The sequence below is a fragment of the Clostridium beijerinckii genome (assembly GCF_018223745.1).
Lineage (GTDB): Bacteria > Bacillota > Clostridia > Clostridiales > Clostridiaceae > Clostridium > Clostridium beijerinckii.
In genome coordinates, this window is record NZ_CP073653.1 from 4,411,910 (window position 1) to 4,427,828 (window position 15,919).

The 15,919-nt window shown below is 28.7% G+C and carries 13 protein-coding genes; 5 read left to right on the plus strand and 8 right to left on the minus strand.

Going from position 1 to position 15,919, the window contains the following annotated elements; genetic code table 11:
• Positions 1–33: 33 nt before the first annotated feature.
• From KEC93_RS20025 to KEC93_RS20040, 4 genes are all read right to left on the minus strand, one after another.
• Entirely contained in the window at positions 34–2,385 is a 2,352-nt protein-coding gene (locus tag KEC93_RS20025; protein ID WP_077868805.1) for a sensor histidine kinase, read from the minus strand.
• Positions 2,386–2,769: 384 nt separating this feature from the next.
• Complete coding sequence (locus KEC93_RS20030) at positions 2,770–4,203, minus strand: 6-phospho-beta-glucosidase (RefSeq protein ID WP_077868806.1); 1,434 nt, start codon at positions 4,201–4,203, stop codon at positions 2,770–2,772.
• Between the two features lie 557 nt (positions 4,204–4,760).
• Positions 4,761–5,795, minus strand: a complete 1,035-nt coding sequence (locus tag KEC93_RS20035; protein WP_023973008.1) for a CAP domain-containing protein — start codon at positions 5,793–5,795, stop codon at positions 4,761–4,763.
• Between the two features lie 527 nt (positions 5,796–6,322).
• Positions 6,323–6,823 (minus strand): ATP-binding protein, encoded by a 501-nt coding sequence (locus tag KEC93_RS20040; protein WP_012060144.1) that lies wholly within the window; start codon positions 6,821–6,823, stop codon positions 6,323–6,325.
• Between the two features lie 366 nt (positions 6,824–7,189).
• On the opposite strand from KEC93_RS20040, the gene KEC93_RS20045 reads away from it, so the two are divergent.
• Entirely contained in the window at positions 7,190–7,993 is an 804-nt protein-coding gene (locus KEC93_RS20045; RefSeq protein WP_039772841.1) for a CPBP family intramembrane glutamic endopeptidase, read from the plus strand.
• A 385-nt stretch (positions 7,994–8,378) separates the two neighbouring features.
• Here KEC93_RS20045 and fabF read toward each other — a convergent pair whose 3' ends face one another.
• Positions 8,379–9,614, minus strand: coding sequence for a beta-ketoacyl-ACP synthase II (gene fabF, locus KEC93_RS20050; RefSeq protein ID WP_039772842.1), 1,236 nt, complete (start codon positions 9,612–9,614; stop codon positions 8,379–8,381).
• 303 nt (positions 9,615–9,917) lie between these two features.
• Here fabF and KEC93_RS20055 point away from each other — a divergent pair, with 303 nt between their 5' ends.
• Both KEC93_RS20055 and KEC93_RS20060 read left to right on the plus strand, forming a co-directional pair.
• A complete protein-coding gene (locus KEC93_RS20055) occupies positions 9,918–10,811 on the plus strand; it encodes an AraC family transcriptional regulator (protein WP_017208979.1) in 894 nt (297 codons plus the stop codon).
• Between the two features lie 109 nt (positions 10,812–10,920).
• Positions 10,921–11,562, plus strand: coding sequence for a transmembrane-type terpene cyclase (locus KEC93_RS20060; protein WP_012060148.1), 642 nt, complete (start codon positions 10,921–10,923; stop codon positions 11,560–11,562).
• Positions 11,563–11,897: 335 nt separating this feature from the next.
• Here the strand turns inward: KEC93_RS20060 and KEC93_RS20065 are convergent, their stop codons facing one another.
• Together KEC93_RS20065 and KEC93_RS20070 are read right to left on the minus strand one after the other, a co-directional pair.
• Positions 11,898–13,190 carry a hemolysin family protein gene (locus tag KEC93_RS20065; protein ID WP_017208981.1) on the minus strand — a complete coding sequence of 431 codons (1,293 nt, stop codon included), beginning with the start codon at positions 13,188–13,190 and terminating at the stop codon, positions 11,898–11,900.
• Between the two features lie 247 nt (positions 13,191–13,437).
• Positions 13,438–13,596 carry an aspartyl-phosphate phosphatase Spo0E family protein gene (locus tag KEC93_RS20070; RefSeq protein ID WP_017208982.1) on the minus strand — a complete coding sequence of 53 codons (159 nt, stop codon included), beginning with the start codon at positions 13,594–13,596 and terminating at the stop codon, positions 13,438–13,440.
• Between the two features lie 135 nt (positions 13,597–13,731).
• Here KEC93_RS20070 and KEC93_RS20075 point away from each other — a divergent pair, with 135 nt between their 5' ends.
• Together KEC93_RS20075 and KEC93_RS20080 are read left to right on the plus strand one after the other, a co-directional pair.
• A complete protein-coding gene (locus KEC93_RS20075; RefSeq protein WP_023973012.1) occupies positions 13,732–13,947 on the plus strand; it encodes a type II toxin-antitoxin system RelB family anti-toxin in 216 nt (71 codons plus the stop codon).
• A gap of 134 nt (positions 13,948–14,081) precedes the next feature.
• Entirely contained in the window at positions 14,082–15,128 is a 1,047-nt protein-coding gene (locus KEC93_RS20080) for a substrate-binding domain-containing protein (protein WP_077868807.1), read from the plus strand.
• A gap of 82 nt (positions 15,129–15,210) precedes the next feature.
• On the opposite strand, the gene KEC93_RS20085 is transcribed toward KEC93_RS20080, so the two are convergent.
• Positions 15,211–15,672, minus strand: a complete 462-nt coding sequence (locus tag KEC93_RS20085) for a hypothetical protein (protein WP_077868808.1) — start codon at positions 15,670–15,672, stop codon at positions 15,211–15,213.
• Between the last annotated feature and the right edge of the window lie 247 nt (positions 15,673–15,919).

Sequence of the window (15,919 nt, forward strand, 5' to 3'; positions counted from 1 at the left end):
TCCTCCATTAATTTTACTGCAATTCTTTTATGATCATAGATAAATATCAGAGAATTCCACCCTAGTTGATTCTAAAATGTGATTATAAAAAAACTCCTTTGATGATCTGTACTCATATGTTTCGGTAACCTTTTCATTTGGTAGCATTACTATAAAAGCGCTCCCTTTGCTAACTTTACTATTTACAAAAATTCTCCCACCTAGATCCTCAACAAATTTCTTAACTAATGATAATCCTAATCCTGTTCCCTCCACTTGACGAGATAGAGAACTATCTACCTGCCCAAACTGCTCAAAAATTGTATCTATTTTATCACTTGGAATACCTATACCTTCATCACTTACTTCTATAAATATATTTTCTTTTAAAGTATTAAAGCGTACAGTTATTTTCTTATTATTAGAAGTAAATTTAATGGCATTAGAGAGAAGATTTAAAAGTATCCTTTCGAATTTTTCACTATCAATAGCGACCACAAATTCTTTATATGATGTTTCTAATATCAAATCAATTTCTTTTTTATTAGCATATGATCTTACAGACTCAACAATCGCATCTATAAAAAAAACAATATCTATATTCTTTTTATTTATCTTAGTACTCTTCAAATTTGAACTAGTTATATCAAGAATATTGTTTACTAGCCTTAATTGTCTAAATGTATTAAGTTTTATCATCCCCAAATATTTTTTAGTATTATTTGATAACTCATTAAAACAAATATACTCCATAGCTTGTACTGCTGAATTAATTACATTTAGTGGTGTTCTGAATTCATGAGATATTATGGAAAGAAATTCATCCTTCATAGCTATTGTTTTTTCTAATGCTTCATTCCTTTCAAATTCCGCCTGCAAAACTGAATCATGTTGAGATTTTATGATCCTTTCCTGCTTAACTTTTTCCGTTATATCTTTCATACACATCATTCCAAATAAGAAATTACCACTATCATCATATACAGGACTACCACTTATACACATATATATATTTTCGCTATATCTCTTTATAATTATTCTATACTCAGTAATTATTTCTCCTCTTAAAATTCTATCTGACGGAAGACTCCCCTCCCTCAATTCCTTCATATTAACATCAAAATATTCTATTTCACTATCATTTTTATTTCTTCCTTCAATTATTTTTATAACATTAAAATGTTTCTCTGCTGCTTTATTAAGCATAACCAGATTGCCGCATTTTCCTATAGCTACAACTCCATCAGACATGTTATCAATAATTGCTTTTAATTGCTCTCTATTATTTCTAATTTTTTTCTCATTACTTACAAGTTCTGTAATATCATCAAAGGCGGTAACTGACATTAACACAGTATTTTCTTTATCATAAATAGGTGAAGAACTCATATCTAAAACACTTTCTTTACCGTTATCTACAACTGTAATACGTTGATTTTTAATTTTCTCACCTTTTAAAGCGCGAAACGATGGCATGTCTTCAATATCAATTTCTTTTCCTGATTCATTAAAGTATTTAGCTTCACTATTTTTTCCATATGAAGTCTTTGACTCATTAGAGTGTTCAATCAATTTTCTCGATATCTCATTTTGCTGAAGTATATCTCCTTCTTTTGATCTAACGAATACTCCATTTGGAATACTTTCAAATACAGCCTCCATTTCTTTGTTTTGAAGGTTAATGGCATCAATTTGTTCTTCAACTTTCTTTCTATTAAGTACCTTTTCTGTAACTTCATATGTATTACTTACCACATATTTTATACTTTCACCTTCTGTAACTGGAATAATTATTGAATCCCAATATGTAATTCCTCTTTCATATCCAATATGTTCATATTCTTTTACTTGAACTGCTTTTCCTGTAAGTATAGCTTCCTTCCAAAACTTTTCTACCTTACTTCCGCTCCATCCTAATATAATCTTATCTATATTTTTTCCTATACTATAATATGATTTATTAAACGGAGGTTCTAAGAAATCTAAATATTGCTGATTCGCCTTGATAAGTATCATATCAGGAACACTATAAACAGCTACTCCCACGAAGTTTGATTTACATAATTCCGATAAATATGTATGTTTAGCTTCAAGTCTTGAATTTGGTTTTTCTCTAATAATAAATAATTGACTACCTTCTTCCTTAATTATTTCTATTGAAATTGATCTAAATTCAAGAGATTTAGTAAATAAAAAATAGTCGGCCTTTTCAGCGATGTTTTTTATATCAACGCTTGGGCCGACTCTTAGAATTTTAAATATCTCTGCGATACTTTTTCCAAGCAAGTCAGCAGTTGTATATTCCGTAATTTCTGCAAACTGTTGACTCACCTTAAAAACCTTATGATTTTTTAATAATATATAAGAAATCTCTTCTATGCACTCAAGGTACCTTCTATCTTCCATAATAGTATCCTCCTAAGCTATCCATTATCATTAGCATATGCAACAAAATAAGTAATATTTTACCACAGTATTTTGTATATTTCTACTCCTAAATTTTCTTAATTTAAATTATTTTGAATTTTTCTGCATTATTCTTTCGTTATATTTCATTCTAAGAATAAGTTTAAATTCCCAATAAAGTAAATCTTCTTAATTCATTTATATTTTTGCAAATGTCTTATTATAGGAAATTTATAAAGGATATCATATATGGATTATTAATATAAACCATAAAAATATTTTTCTTCTGTTAACTAATCTAAGTAATTACAGTTGTTCTTCTAATTGCACCATTAATATGATCTCAGTATTTTAAACTTAATCCTTCCTACCTCTGTCCATTATTTAAACTTCTTCGCCATTAGATGAAATTACTTTCTTATACCAATCAAATGATTTCTTCTTCGATCTCTCTAACGTTCCATTTCCTTCATTATCTTTATCCACATATATAAATCCATAACGTTTCTTCATTTCTCCTGTAGTAAATGAAATACAATCAATACATCCCCACGGAGTGTATCCAAGCAAATCAACACCATCTAATTCAATGGCTTTTTTCATTTCTTTTATATGTTCTCTTAAATAATCTATTCTATAATTATCATTACATGAACCATCTGCCGCCTTAACATCAATAGCACCAAATCCATTTTCCACTATAAATAATGGAAGTTCATATCTTTCATATAATAAATTTAAAGAATATCTTAAACCAACAGGATCAATTTGCCATCCCCAATCTGAGGCTTTTACATGTGGATTCCTAACACTTGCACTTGATCCTCCATTTACCGAATCCTTATTAACTTCATTAACTCCTGATTTAACTACATCAGACATATAATAACTAAATCCTAAATAATCTACAGTCCCCTCAGCTAAAATTTTAGCATCTTCTAGTTCCATCTTGATATCATACCCTTTTCTACTCCATTCTTTTAATGCATAAGAAGGATAATGACCTCTGCAATGTACATCAGCAAACAAATAACGATCATGCATCGATTCAACTTGAAGCATCATATCATCTGGATTGCAGGAGAAAGGATATATAGGAACAAATGAACACATACATCCAATTTGAAAGTCAGGATTTATTTCGTGCCCTTTCTTAACTACTAATGCACTAGCAACTAATTCATGATGAACAGCCTGATACATTACCTCTTCTCTATTTTCACCTTCTTTAAACTGGATCCCTGAACAAGTCCATGCAAATATAGAATTTATAGTATTTTTCTGATTATTAATTTCATTAAAAGTCATCCAATACTTAACTTTGTTCTTATAGCGCTCCATTACAGTAGTTGCATAACGTACAAAAAATCCAATAACTTCTCGATTACTCCACCCTCCATACTTCTTGACCAAATGATAAGGCATTTCAAAGTGACTTAACGTAATAACGGGTTGGATTCCATACTTCAATAATTCATCAAACATATTGTCATAAAATTTCAAACCTTCTTCATTAGGCTCAAATTCATCACCTTTAGGGAAAATCCTCGTCCACGCAATACTTGTTCTAAAGCATTTAAAACCGATTTCTGCAAAGAGTGCAATATCTTCTTTATAATGTCCATAAAAATCAATAGCTTCATGGTTAGGATAATTTTCTCCCTTAATCACTCCATCTGTTATCCTTCTTGGTACTCCATGAGCTCCTGCGGTCATTACATCTGCAACACTGGGACCTTTCCCTCCTTTATTCCAACCACCTTCAACTTGATGAGCTGCAACAGCACCACCCCATAAAAAATCTTTACCAAAAGCCATAAAACTTCCTCCTTACATTTTATTTTTTTATATAACCATAGCGTAATCAAATTTCTACACTCTAATTTTATTTTAATATTTAATTTACTTCAATTCTAAATATAGATTTATTATTACAATACTTATACGAGAAATAAAATTAATGATTATAAAAAGCTTAAAAATACTTCTTATATAATACATATTTTAATTTCTCGAAAAATCCCAAATAAATTCCCTATTTAATTACAAAAATTCATTAAAATATTATGCTAAAATTCTTTCGAAATTAGCCATAAACATCGCACTTTTTACTAGATATTATAATCACATTATATAATAAGGATAACCTAAAATTATATACATATGTACTAATTAAGATAAAAAATATACCCTAAACGGCACAGTCTTTTAGACATTACCTTTTAGGGTATATTCTCCTCATTTCAATTCCATTGATTATGTATAATTAAATTAAGCTCTATGATTAAACCAAATATCAAAAACTAGAAATAAAGGACTTTCATAAAAATAATTGTCCTTTATTTCGATAAGCCACATGTAATTATTATGGCTTACTAGTTTGAGAATTCTTGTGTTCCCATGTATTTACCATTTCCATAAAGAACTCCTACACCAACTTTAGTATATGAAGAATTCATCATGTTTGCTCTATGACCTGGTGAGTTCCACCATTGAGTAAATAATTCAACAGCATCATATGTGTTGTATGCTATATTTTCACCTGTTGTAGTGTATCTATAGCCTACTGCTTGCAACCAATTTGTCCACTTTGTTCCATCTGGATTTGTATGGTCGAAGAAATTATTTTGGATCATATCATTACTCTTATATCTAGCTACTTGTAATAAAGTATTATCTAATGTTAACGGTTTTAAACCCGCTTCTGTTCTTTTTGCATTCATTAATTCAAGAATCTTTTGTTCAGCAGCAGCTTGTACAGTTACAGAATAATTAGCTGGTAACTTAGGTAACCCCTGAACATCTAGCGAGCTTGTACTTGTAGAAGTATTTGTTGTACTTCCTGAATTTGTTGTATTTCCAGTTGTTGTTGTGCCAGTACTATTTGTATTTCCTGTTGTAGGTTTTGTAGTTACAGTACCAGTCGTACTTCCTGTTGCGGGTTTAGTTGTTGTTACAGTTCCAGTTGTACCTCCTGTTGTACTTGTCGTATTTGAAGGTTTTACTGTAGATGTTTTATTATTATCTTGTACTACGTTATTTCCAGAATCGAATACCTTATCACTTGATGGAGCTTTAGTCCCTATAACTTGTCCACTTTGAGAAGTTGTATATATTCTATTGTTTATTAAAACCTTTCCAATCTCCATTATACCATTCTGATTTAGGCAATAAGTCTCACCATTAACTTTAATAACACCAGTTTGCATTGCTCCACTATTATCAAAGTATGACCATTGACCATTGTTATTAACCCAACCAGTTTGTAATCCTCCATTAGAGAATACATTGTAATAATTGTTAAACATTGAATTAGTAGTCGCTGCAGATACTCCTAATGGTGCAATACTAGTCATTGTTGTAGCAGCAATAACAGCCGTCACTATCTTTCTTAAAAAAGCTTTCTTCATTAGTTTTTCTCCTTTGTTTTTTTATTTGTCTTCTGAATTTTTAAAGTAAACATTTTCTTTATTAATTGCTTCACTTGTTTACTCTTTCAACGAAGTCCATGCCTTAATACTATCATCTTTTCGACATTATTCAACATGTTTTCCCTTAGAGATTCTCTTTAAAAAGAAAATAGCTGTAACTTCCTCTGTTTTACTTATTTTTACTCTACCGTCCGCCCTTATATGCTCTAAACCTTGACTCTACAAAGGACTACCCCCTATATATTTTTTCGAAATATCATAATATTATTAAAAACATTGTTAATCAAAAGCCTTGTTTTTTACATTTTATTCATAATTATTATAATAATTTTAACATTATTTATCTATATTTAAATTTTATAGTTTTACAAAAAAATATAGGTGGATAATCCACCTATAAAATATTAATATAAGAAAGTTAAGTATTAGTTAATGGGGTATCTACACAGTATACATTTTTTTCCCTAAATATATTCCATGTCATCAAAAATAAATAATATTTATTTTTAAATAATTTTCATTATTTTATCTACAGTTTCCAATACAGAAATGTTGCTTGTATCAATCTTTTTAGTTGACATTTCTTTATATAAATCAAGACGTTCAACACTTCTACTTACGCACTCTTCATCCCTTAACTTTAACTTTACATCTCCTAAAATTCTCTTCTTTAGAGCATCTTCATCACAAATTAAAGTTATCTTGATAATCTCAAAATTCAAATCATTTAACGGTTCTAATATATCATCAAAAATTTCTTCCATATGTATAACCCAATTAAAAATAATATATTCTAATGATGAATTAGTAAGAAAGCTTCTCAGTAAATAATTTATATTATTTATAACCATTTTCTTATTTTCCTCATTAACTACGAAAGGATTTATCATCCAGCACCAATCCCCATCAAGCCATACTGAATTTTTTAACTTTTTATTTAACTCTCTACAGGTTGCACTTTTTCCAACCCCCATAGTTCCATTTATTATTATCACTTTTTTCTTCATAGCTCTCTCCTTTTTATAATGTCCAATTCACACGGACTAATATGGTACATCTTTAGAATGACTTCTTTTATGATCCCATATTTATAATAACACTATCCACTTAATTGTTAAATATACCCTTTTTATCATATATATTCAATAACCATTAGTGCATTGACTATAAAAAATTTTTGCTTCTTAATAATAAAACTCAAAAAATATAGTTTCTAATGCAACATTTCATGTTTTTCATATAATATTCCAACATTGCCACATAATATTCTAAACTATATGATATAATAATTAATCAAAGTTATTTATTTTACGAAACAAAATATAATTATATCGAAGAACTAAAACAATTATGTTTTTAAAAGGAGCTTAAAAATGAAATACGAAAAAATATTCCTATCAATCACTTTTTTATTAACTTATTTTATAAGTATAATACTTTTACCGAAAGGTTTTATTGGAGCCTTAACTATTATAATGGTTATTCCAGCTTTCGCTGCTATAATTTCGATATTAATGGAATCAAGGTCATTAAAAGTATTACTAAATCCCTTTACTTACAAAATCACATTGAAGGGCTTAATTTTCGCTATTGCATTTCCATTAATTGTGATCTTTCTATGCGGGTCATCTGCATATTTAACTAAACAAGGTGTATTATCAGAAAATATATCGTACATATTTCTCGATTCTATAAAGATTACTTTGATCTCTTTAACACTTTTTATAGCTGGATTATTTGAAGAGTATGGTTGGAGAGGTTACCTTTTACCTCGTCTTTTAAAAAGATATAGTATTAAAAGAACAAATTTTATAATGGGTATCATTTGGTCATTATACTATGTTCCAGCATTCTTTATTCTAAATATGCATTTTGGTTTACCTAACGCAGTTACATATGTAGTTTTGCAATGTGCAGCTATTTTTGCGTTGAACTATTGCTTTACTTATCTTTATACAATGTCACCAAATGTAATTTTACCAAGTATAATGCACATATTATGGAATAATATAAACATAGCCACACTTGGCTACTCTTATAATAATGTTTCTTATGGATTTATTATTGGTAATGTAAAAATTATTAATGGGGAAGGATTATTAGGGTTAATTTTTTTAAGCATATTTGCAATTTACGCTCACAGAAAATTTTCCAATCATCCGAGTTTAAATATATAGCTATCTAAAATTAGCTTAATCATAGCATGTCACTCAAAAAGCAGTATAACTCCATACTCTATAATATCATTATAGACTATAGCATATATGGTTGTGTTCTTTAAAACTCTGACCTAATATCTCTAGTCTTAAATCTAGTTTTCTTAAAGAATTAAAGATAGGTCGAGCAACGCTCTACCTATCTTTAATTCTGTTTTTCAGATTATTATGTTTGAATTGTTTTGCTTATGTCTACATTATCATATTATAACAAAATAATCCATATTTTCTTATGCATTTGTAAAATCTCACAAAAATAATGAACTATCAACAATTTTAATGTAAAAGTCGCTACTAGAGCTTCTTTAAATAAGACAAGCTAACTCAACCCGTTATATCACTTAAACTAATTAAATGCCTTTAAAACTAAAGTTGCATTGTGTCCCCCAAAACCGAAGGAATTACTCAAAGCATAAGTAAATTCCAGATTCTTTCCTTCATTAGGTACATAGTTTAAATCACAATCAGGATCTTGATTTTTGTAATTTATTGTTGGAGGGATAAATCCTTCTCTTAGAGCACATGCTGTTATAATCGCCTCTATAGCACCTGAAGCTCCTAACAGATGACCCGTCATTGATTTTGTTGAGCTTATAGCAAGTTCATACGCATGTTTCCCAAAAACAGATTTTACAGCCATAGTTTCATTTTTGTCATTTGCTTTTGTTGATGTTCCATGAGCGTTTATATATCCTATATCGGAAGGTGTAATCTTTGCGTCTCCAAGCGCAATTTTCATACATCTTGCAGCCCCCTCCCCTCCTTCAGCCGGAGCAGTTATATGGAACGCATCATTAGTGCACCCATATCCAACTATTTCGGCAATTATATTAGCTCCTCTATTTAAAGCATGCTCATATTCTTCAAGTATAAGAACACCCGAACCTTCTCCAAGTACAAATCCATTTCTTTCTGAATCAAACGGCCTAGATGCAGTAGCCGGATCATGATTTGTTGTCATAGCTTTAATTGCACAAAAACCCGCTAAAGTTAGTTTCGTTACACAAGCCTCTGCTCCACCAGCAATCATTATATCTGCATCATTTCTTTGAATTACTTTAAATGCGTTCCCAACTGCATTTGTTGAAGTTGCACACGCTGTAACAGTACATTCATTATAACCTTTAGCTCCAAATTTTATAGCAACAAGTCCTGAAGCCATATTAGCTATCATCATTGGTACTAAAAACGGACTTACTCTTCTAGGACCTCTTTCTTTCAATTCATCATACTGACTTTCTAAAGTCCCAATTCCTCCTATGCCGCTACCAATTATTACTCCCATACGTTCTTTATTTATTTTTTCCAAATTAAGTGCCGAATCTTCCATAGCCATTTGAGCTGATGCTAGAGCAAATTGTGCAAATCTATCCATTCTTTTAACTTCTTTTTTATCAATAAAGCTACTTGGATCAAAATCTTTTACTTGAGATGCAACTTTGGTAGGTAAATCAGAAACATCTATTCCCTCAATCATACTAATTCCAGACTTTCCATCCTTTATTGAGTCCCAAAGCTTATCTGCTCCAATTCCAAGTGATGTAACTGCTCCAATCCCTGTAATAACTACTCTTCTACTCATACTAAACCTCCTACTTTCCGTAACCAATACAGTATAATTCTTTCTAATTTACAAAGTATTTACTTTATAACTTTTAATCGATATAATAAATCTAAACAATTTAAAATCATCTTTCAATATGATTTTATATGTAAATTGTTAATTAAAATGAACAGATATTGCTTTTTTAATGTCCGATATATTTCCAAAATGAATAAATTGATATATTTAATTTTGTTCAGCATCAAATATATTACATAAAATTATTGCCTTATTATTTTTCATTTATCTCAATAACTATTTTTTAGAAAAGGTGTTTAAAATATGAAAGACTTAAAAGAAACTATTATTGAAACTGTAGATTATATTGAAGATAACCTCTATAATAAGATTTCTTTGGCTGACATCTCACTACATACAGGAATATCAAAATATTATCTACACAGAATCTTTAAATCTTTAACCGGCGAATCTATTATGGAATATGTTCAAGGTCGAAAATTAACATCTAGCCTTAACGAATTAATTAATACAACTATGCGAATTATAGATATTGCTCTTGAGTACGGTTTTGATTATGAACAATCATATATTAGAGCATTTAAAAAATGTTTTGGACATACGCCTCTTAAAATTAGATCCGATAAGATTTCTTTGAGTTTAATACTTAAAGAAAAAATTAATTGCAATGATATCTTATCCATAGGTAATTCTATTACATATAATCCTCAATTTGTCTTTAAACAAAAATTCAATTTGATTGGGATAAAGCATAAGATATTAAGCAAATCTGGTGATAAAAGCGCAAATTCATATGGTCGAGATTTCTTCTATAATCATAAGCATAAAATTAATAATTTGATAAACCCACATGAATACTTTGGTTTTACAGATTGGGGTAGTGATGACTTCATATATTACATTCCAAGTGTCCAAGTTTCTGATATAGATACTATACCTGAAGGAATGATTAGTATTTCTATACCAGCTCATAAATATGTAGTGTTCCGTTTTGTTGGTTTCTTTCGCCCTGACGATCTTAACGGAAGACATTTAGGCCGTTTATTAGTCCAGTTATATAGAAAATGGATTTTTAAGTCCGGCTATAAATTTGCTGCCACCTTCAGGTTCGAATATATAGACAATTCAAGGTCCAAAGACAATTACTGTGAGCTATATGTATATCAGCCAATAGAAGATCTAAAAAGAGAAAACTAGACTCGTATTTACTAATTTAAATTAATAAATACGAGTCTAGTTTTCTTAGCTTCTGAATATCATATATTAACAATGTAATTAACTTTTATAATTATAGGGGAGCAATTTTATGGTATTATTTTTGTTATTAGTTTGTGGATTTTGTTGGTCGATTGTTTATGTAAAATTAATTCATTTAGGTTTTAGATATAAAGCTTGCGGAATTCCATTTATTGCATTAGCTCTTAATTTTGCTTGGGAAAGTGTCAATTCTTATTTCGATTTAAAAGATAATATATTAAATATTACAACTTATATCACTTTAATTTGGCTATGCTTAGACATTTTAGTCATCTTAACTTACCTATTATATGGGAAGCGCTATTTCCCAAAACATACAAATAAAGAATACTTCTGGCCATGGACTTTGATTATATTTATAATGTCTTTTGTTATCCAATATTTCTTTATCATAGAATTTGGTGATTTAGCTAAATTCTATTCCGCTTTTATCCAAAACCTCATAATGTCTATATCATTCATAATAATGCTTGTCGGTAGACCCGATATAAAGGGACAAAGTTTAACTATAGCTATTAATAAATGTATTGGTACCTTAGCAGCTACAATCTCATCTAGCATTATTTTGCATAGTGGATTAATCATTACTTTAGGAATTTTCTGTTTTATATTTGATACTGCATATATATACTTTTTAAGTCATATAAAACGATTGCATTCTGATTTTCTTAAATCATCCACAAAAATATAATTCAATAAAAGATAAAGCACCATTAGCGGTGTCTTTATCTTTCATTCAATATATCCAAACGATTCGAACACATTATATTTATCCAATTTATTTCTTGAAACTCTTTCACAAATTTAACCATTTCCTATTCACTGCTGAATAAAAATCATCTTGAATTCTTAATTTAACCTTAAATAAATTTATAGCTTTAATTCTTTGAAAACAAGATGATATGCAGCTCTGGTTACGAATATTTTTATACCTATTCCTTATTGAACGTATGTAAGAAAAATTTAGCAAACAAATAAAAAAACAGCACTCAGATATGTAGAAATATCTAAAAGCACTGTTTTAAATTATTCACTTAAATTTTTAATTAATACTTGATTTATTCTTTTTCTATCGCATTTTAAAATTATAAATTCATACTTGTCATAATTTATCTTTTCTTTAGGTTTTGGATATGACTTCAATTGAGAGTAAATCCATCCACCAATAGTATCAATATTTTCAGCTTCAATATTAGTATCTAAAAGTTCGTTGATATCTCCGATTAAAACTTTACCATCAACTACATAGCTACCATTATCAGTCTCTCTTATTTCCTCTTCTCCGTCATCATCAAATTCATCTTGAATTTCACCAACAATTTCTTCTAAGATATCTTCGGTAGTCACAAGCCCTGCTGTACCACCAAACTCATCTATAATTATTGCCATTTGAGCTTTTTCCTTTTTGAAAGTTTTAAACAATTCACTAATTGATAATGATTCGGGAACAAATTTAATTTCTCTAATAATTCCTTCTATGTTATCATTGCCTTCAAATTTAAGTTTATATAAGTCCTTAATATGTATGAATCCAATTACATTATCTTTACTATCTCTACATACAGGATATCTAGTCAGCTGTTCCTCTAAAGCATAATTTATAATTTCATCAAAAGTATCTTCAATAAAAATACATGCCATATCAGTACGCGGTATCATAATATCCCTTACTGTTTTTTCCGAAAAGTCAAATATGTTATCTACAAAAGTTAATTCCGTTTGGTCTATTAATCCATGTTTATAGCTATCTTCAACTAAAAGCTTTATTTCCTCATCCGTATGAGCTGCTTCTTGCTCATTAATTTGTGAAATTCCAAATATCTTTAAAACCAAATTAGTACTATGGTTAAAAGTCCACATTATCGGATAAGTCAATCTATAAAAAGCTATAAGCGGCAAAGCTGTATACATTGCAATATTTTCCGTGTTTATAATTGCCAATGATTTAGGTGCCAATTCTCCAAGTACAATATGAAGACCAGTTATAATTGAAAATCCTAAAACCACTGAAATTGAATGCAATGTTATTTCCGGCAAATTAAATAGATTTATTAAAGGTCTTAACATCTCTGCAAATGCTGGTTCTCCAACCCAACCAAGTCCTAATGACGCTAAAGTTATTCCTAATTGACATGCAGATAAATACGAATTCAAATCTTTAACAACTTTTAATGTATGTTTTGCATTTCTGTTCCCTTCCATTGCCAATGTTTCTATCCTTGATTTTCTTACCTTTACCATTGCAAATTCTGTTGCTACAAAAAAACCATTCATAAATACAAGCAAAATTACAATAATAACATTTAATATTATAATCATATATTGATAGTTTCCCTCCCAATTTATTGTATGTATACTACTATATAATACTATTTTAAATACTAATTAACATTATAACATATATTGTTTAATAAGTTAGAGTATAAACAATTAATAATTCATTTTATTTTATATTCTCCATTCTCCAATTAATTAAACCCTACTATTTTTCTCACTAAAACAAAATCTGTATACACTTATGAGGAATGACTTTTTATCTAGTTTGTCCATTTAAGTTCATTTTTATCTACTCTTTATCTATACCTTCAACATCTGTTTTCATAGCTTCAACTATATAAATATCCAACTTCTGACTTAACTTTAAAATTTTATTATAGTCCAGCCTTTCACTAATTATTTTATTTAATTCATCCCTTAATTCTTCAATTTCTTTCTTTTTGTCCATACCGTACCTCCAATAAAATACTTTTTAGCTATATATTGTATTTAAAGCCATTAATAATTACATTATATAACAAATATTGTTTACTACCAGGAAACTTTCGACTTTTTTCGGAAGCTATAAAATGAGGTGATAAGTATGTTAAAGAGAAAAAGAAGAGAATTAAATTTAACTCAGTCGAAATTGGCAAAAAAATTAGGAATCAGCAAAAGTTATTTATCTAAGTTAGAAAAACATCCCTCCCTTTGCAATCCTAATATTAATTTTATTTTAAAATTATCGAAAGAATTAAACCTAGATCCTACAGAAATTTTTTTATATTTTATAGAAAGCAAAAATTCTTTTATTAAATAAAAATTATATAACTATTATCATATACACTTCTTACAGATCATATCTAATAAATTGCATTAACAAAATAGAGTATATTTTTTTTACTAAAACACAACATAAAACTATTAATTATATTAAGAACCCGGAGGCTTCAAATGAAGGTATTAAAAAAAATAATAATTTTTACTACTATATTAACATTATTTATCGTTACATCATTAAATATAGTAAAAAATAATATATATGCAAACGCACAAATTAAATCAGAAAAAACTATAAAAATAGTAGTACTTCTCTCTTCATTTAATGATGCTTATATTTCTTTGATTAAAGATAACTTAGAAAGAATCCAAAAAGAAAACGCTAACAATCTAGAATTTATATTTCTTGATGGGAAGAATAATACAGACATACAAAACGAACTTATAACTTCAACACTTTCAACAGATTTTGATCTTTTATTAGCTAACTTAGTTAATTTAGATGCAAATAATATAGACTCATTTATTAACAAAGTAAAGTCAAAAAATATTCCTGTACTTTTATTCAATATAGTTCCATTTGTAACAACTTCAATAAAATCCTATCCCAAAGCTCTTGTAATAGCTACATCAGCTGAACAATCCGGAATTCTACAAGGAGATTTAATCGTTAATGCATGGAAAAGCAATAAAGCAGCTATGGATAAAAACAAAGACAATATTCTTCAATATATTATGTTGACAGATAAAAACAATAACACACTAACTACTGCAAGAACAATGTATTCTATATCAACAATTAATAAATCTGGAATAAAAACAGAGGAACTTTCCAGAATATCTTCAGAAGGAACTAAAGAAGCTGCTCAAATGATTATGGAGTCGACGTTTCTAAAGTATGGTGATAAAATTGAAGCTATAATTGCAAATAATGATACTTTAGCTATAGGAGCCATTAATGCTTTGCAAAAATATGGTTATAATATAGGTAATAAATCAATACCAGTTGTTGGTGCTGATGCAATACCAGAGGCTAGAGAATTAATTAAAAAAGGTTCTATGCTCGGTACTGTTATCCAAGATCCATCTGAGATGGCAGAAGCTCTTTATAAAGTTGGAATGAATTTAATTTATAATAGCCCACCTCTTAGTAATACGAACTATAAGTTCAATGAAACCGGCTTTGTAGTAGAAATGCCTTACAGAGAATATAAAGAATGAATAAATTTGAAATTATTAATACACTCATTCATATGATATTAAGAGTAGCCAAATGGCTACTCTTAATTAAGTTATAAACTTATTATTTTTCATCTTTATTGTCAGCTGTTTCTGCTTCATTTAAATTCGAATTACTACTTGAAGTAAGTAGTGATTCAAATTTCCTTAATTCACTTTTTAGTTTCTCATTTTCCTCTTGTAACTTAGAATTAATATCATTCAATTCCTTAATTACTTTTGCATTACCAAATGTAAAATCTTTGCCTAGATTTAAATTCTCAAGTATATTTTGTTTTAATTCCTCAATATCCTCTTTTTTTAATTCTGGAAATTTAGATATTAAAGTATTATCAAACTTGTCTATTTTTAATTTCAGAACATTCTCAATTGTACTTGAAATTCCAAAATCCTCATCAATCATATCCCAAATTTCTCGTGCTTTTGAAATATAATCTGGATGTTTTGATAATTCCCCCTTCGATCCAGGTTTATTAAATTTGTTAGTAAGAATCTTCTCCACTGGCTTTAAAATTGCTTTTAACATTATATACTTCCTTCAATATTATTTTATAACACATATTATGAAATACCGACCTTAAAATCCACTTTTCTTATGATAATATAATATAAATAATTTTTAGTGAGTGTTAAATTAAAATTTCTTATAAACTATACCATGACATTAGTATTTATTAAGAAGGTACCAAAAAAGATGCGGCCCAACTTAGCCGCATCTATATTTATATGAGATTATGAGATTATTAAGGTTTTATATAATTTGAGACATACTC

Coding starts and splice junctions, on each gene's coding strand:
- KEC93_RS20065 (WP_017208981.1), bottom strand. CDS start 13,190: ATGATTATAATATTAAATGTTATTATTGTAATTTTGCTTGTATTTATG.
- KEC93_RS20075 (WP_023973012.1), top strand. CDS start 13,732: ATGTTAAAGAGAAAAAGAAGAGAATTAAATTTAACTCAGTCGAAATTG.
- KEC93_RS20030 (WP_077868806.1), bottom strand. CDS start 4,203: ATGGCTTTTGGTAAAGATTTTTTATGGGGTGGTGCTGTTGCAGCTCAT.
- KEC93_RS20055 (WP_017208979.1), top strand. CDS start 9,918: ATGAAAGACTTAAAAGAAACTATTATTGAAACTGTAGATTATATTGAA.
- KEC93_RS20080 (WP_077868807.1), top strand. CDS start 14,082: ATGAAGGTATTAAAAAAAATAATAATTTTTACTACTATATTAACATTA.
- KEC93_RS20040 (WP_012060144.1), bottom strand. CDS start 6,823: ATGAAGAAAAAAGTGATAATAATAAATGGAACTATGGGGGTTGGAAAA.
- KEC93_RS20025 (WP_077868805.1), bottom strand. CDS start 2,385: ATGGAAGATAGAAGGTACCTTGAGTGCATAGAAGAGATTTCTTATATA.
- fabF (WP_039772842.1), bottom strand. CDS start 9,614: ATGAGTAGAAGAGTAGTTATTACAGGGATTGGAGCAGTTACATCACTT.
- KEC93_RS20045 (WP_039772841.1), top strand. CDS start 7,190: ATGAAATACGAAAAAATATTCCTATCAATCACTTTTTTATTAACTTAT.
- KEC93_RS20035 (WP_023973008.1), bottom strand. CDS start 5,795: ATGAAGAAAGCTTTTTTAAGAAAGATAGTGACGGCTGTTATTGCTGCT.
- KEC93_RS20070 (WP_017208982.1), bottom strand. CDS start 13,596: ATGGACAAAAAGAAAGAAATTGAAGAATTAAGGGATGAATTAAATAAA.
- KEC93_RS20085 (WP_077868808.1), bottom strand. CDS start 15,672: ATGTTAAAAGCAATTTTAAAGCCAGTGGAGAAGATTCTTACTAACAAA.
- KEC93_RS20060 (WP_012060148.1), top strand. CDS start 10,921: ATGGTATTATTTTTGTTATTAGTTTGTGGATTTTGTTGGTCGATTGTT.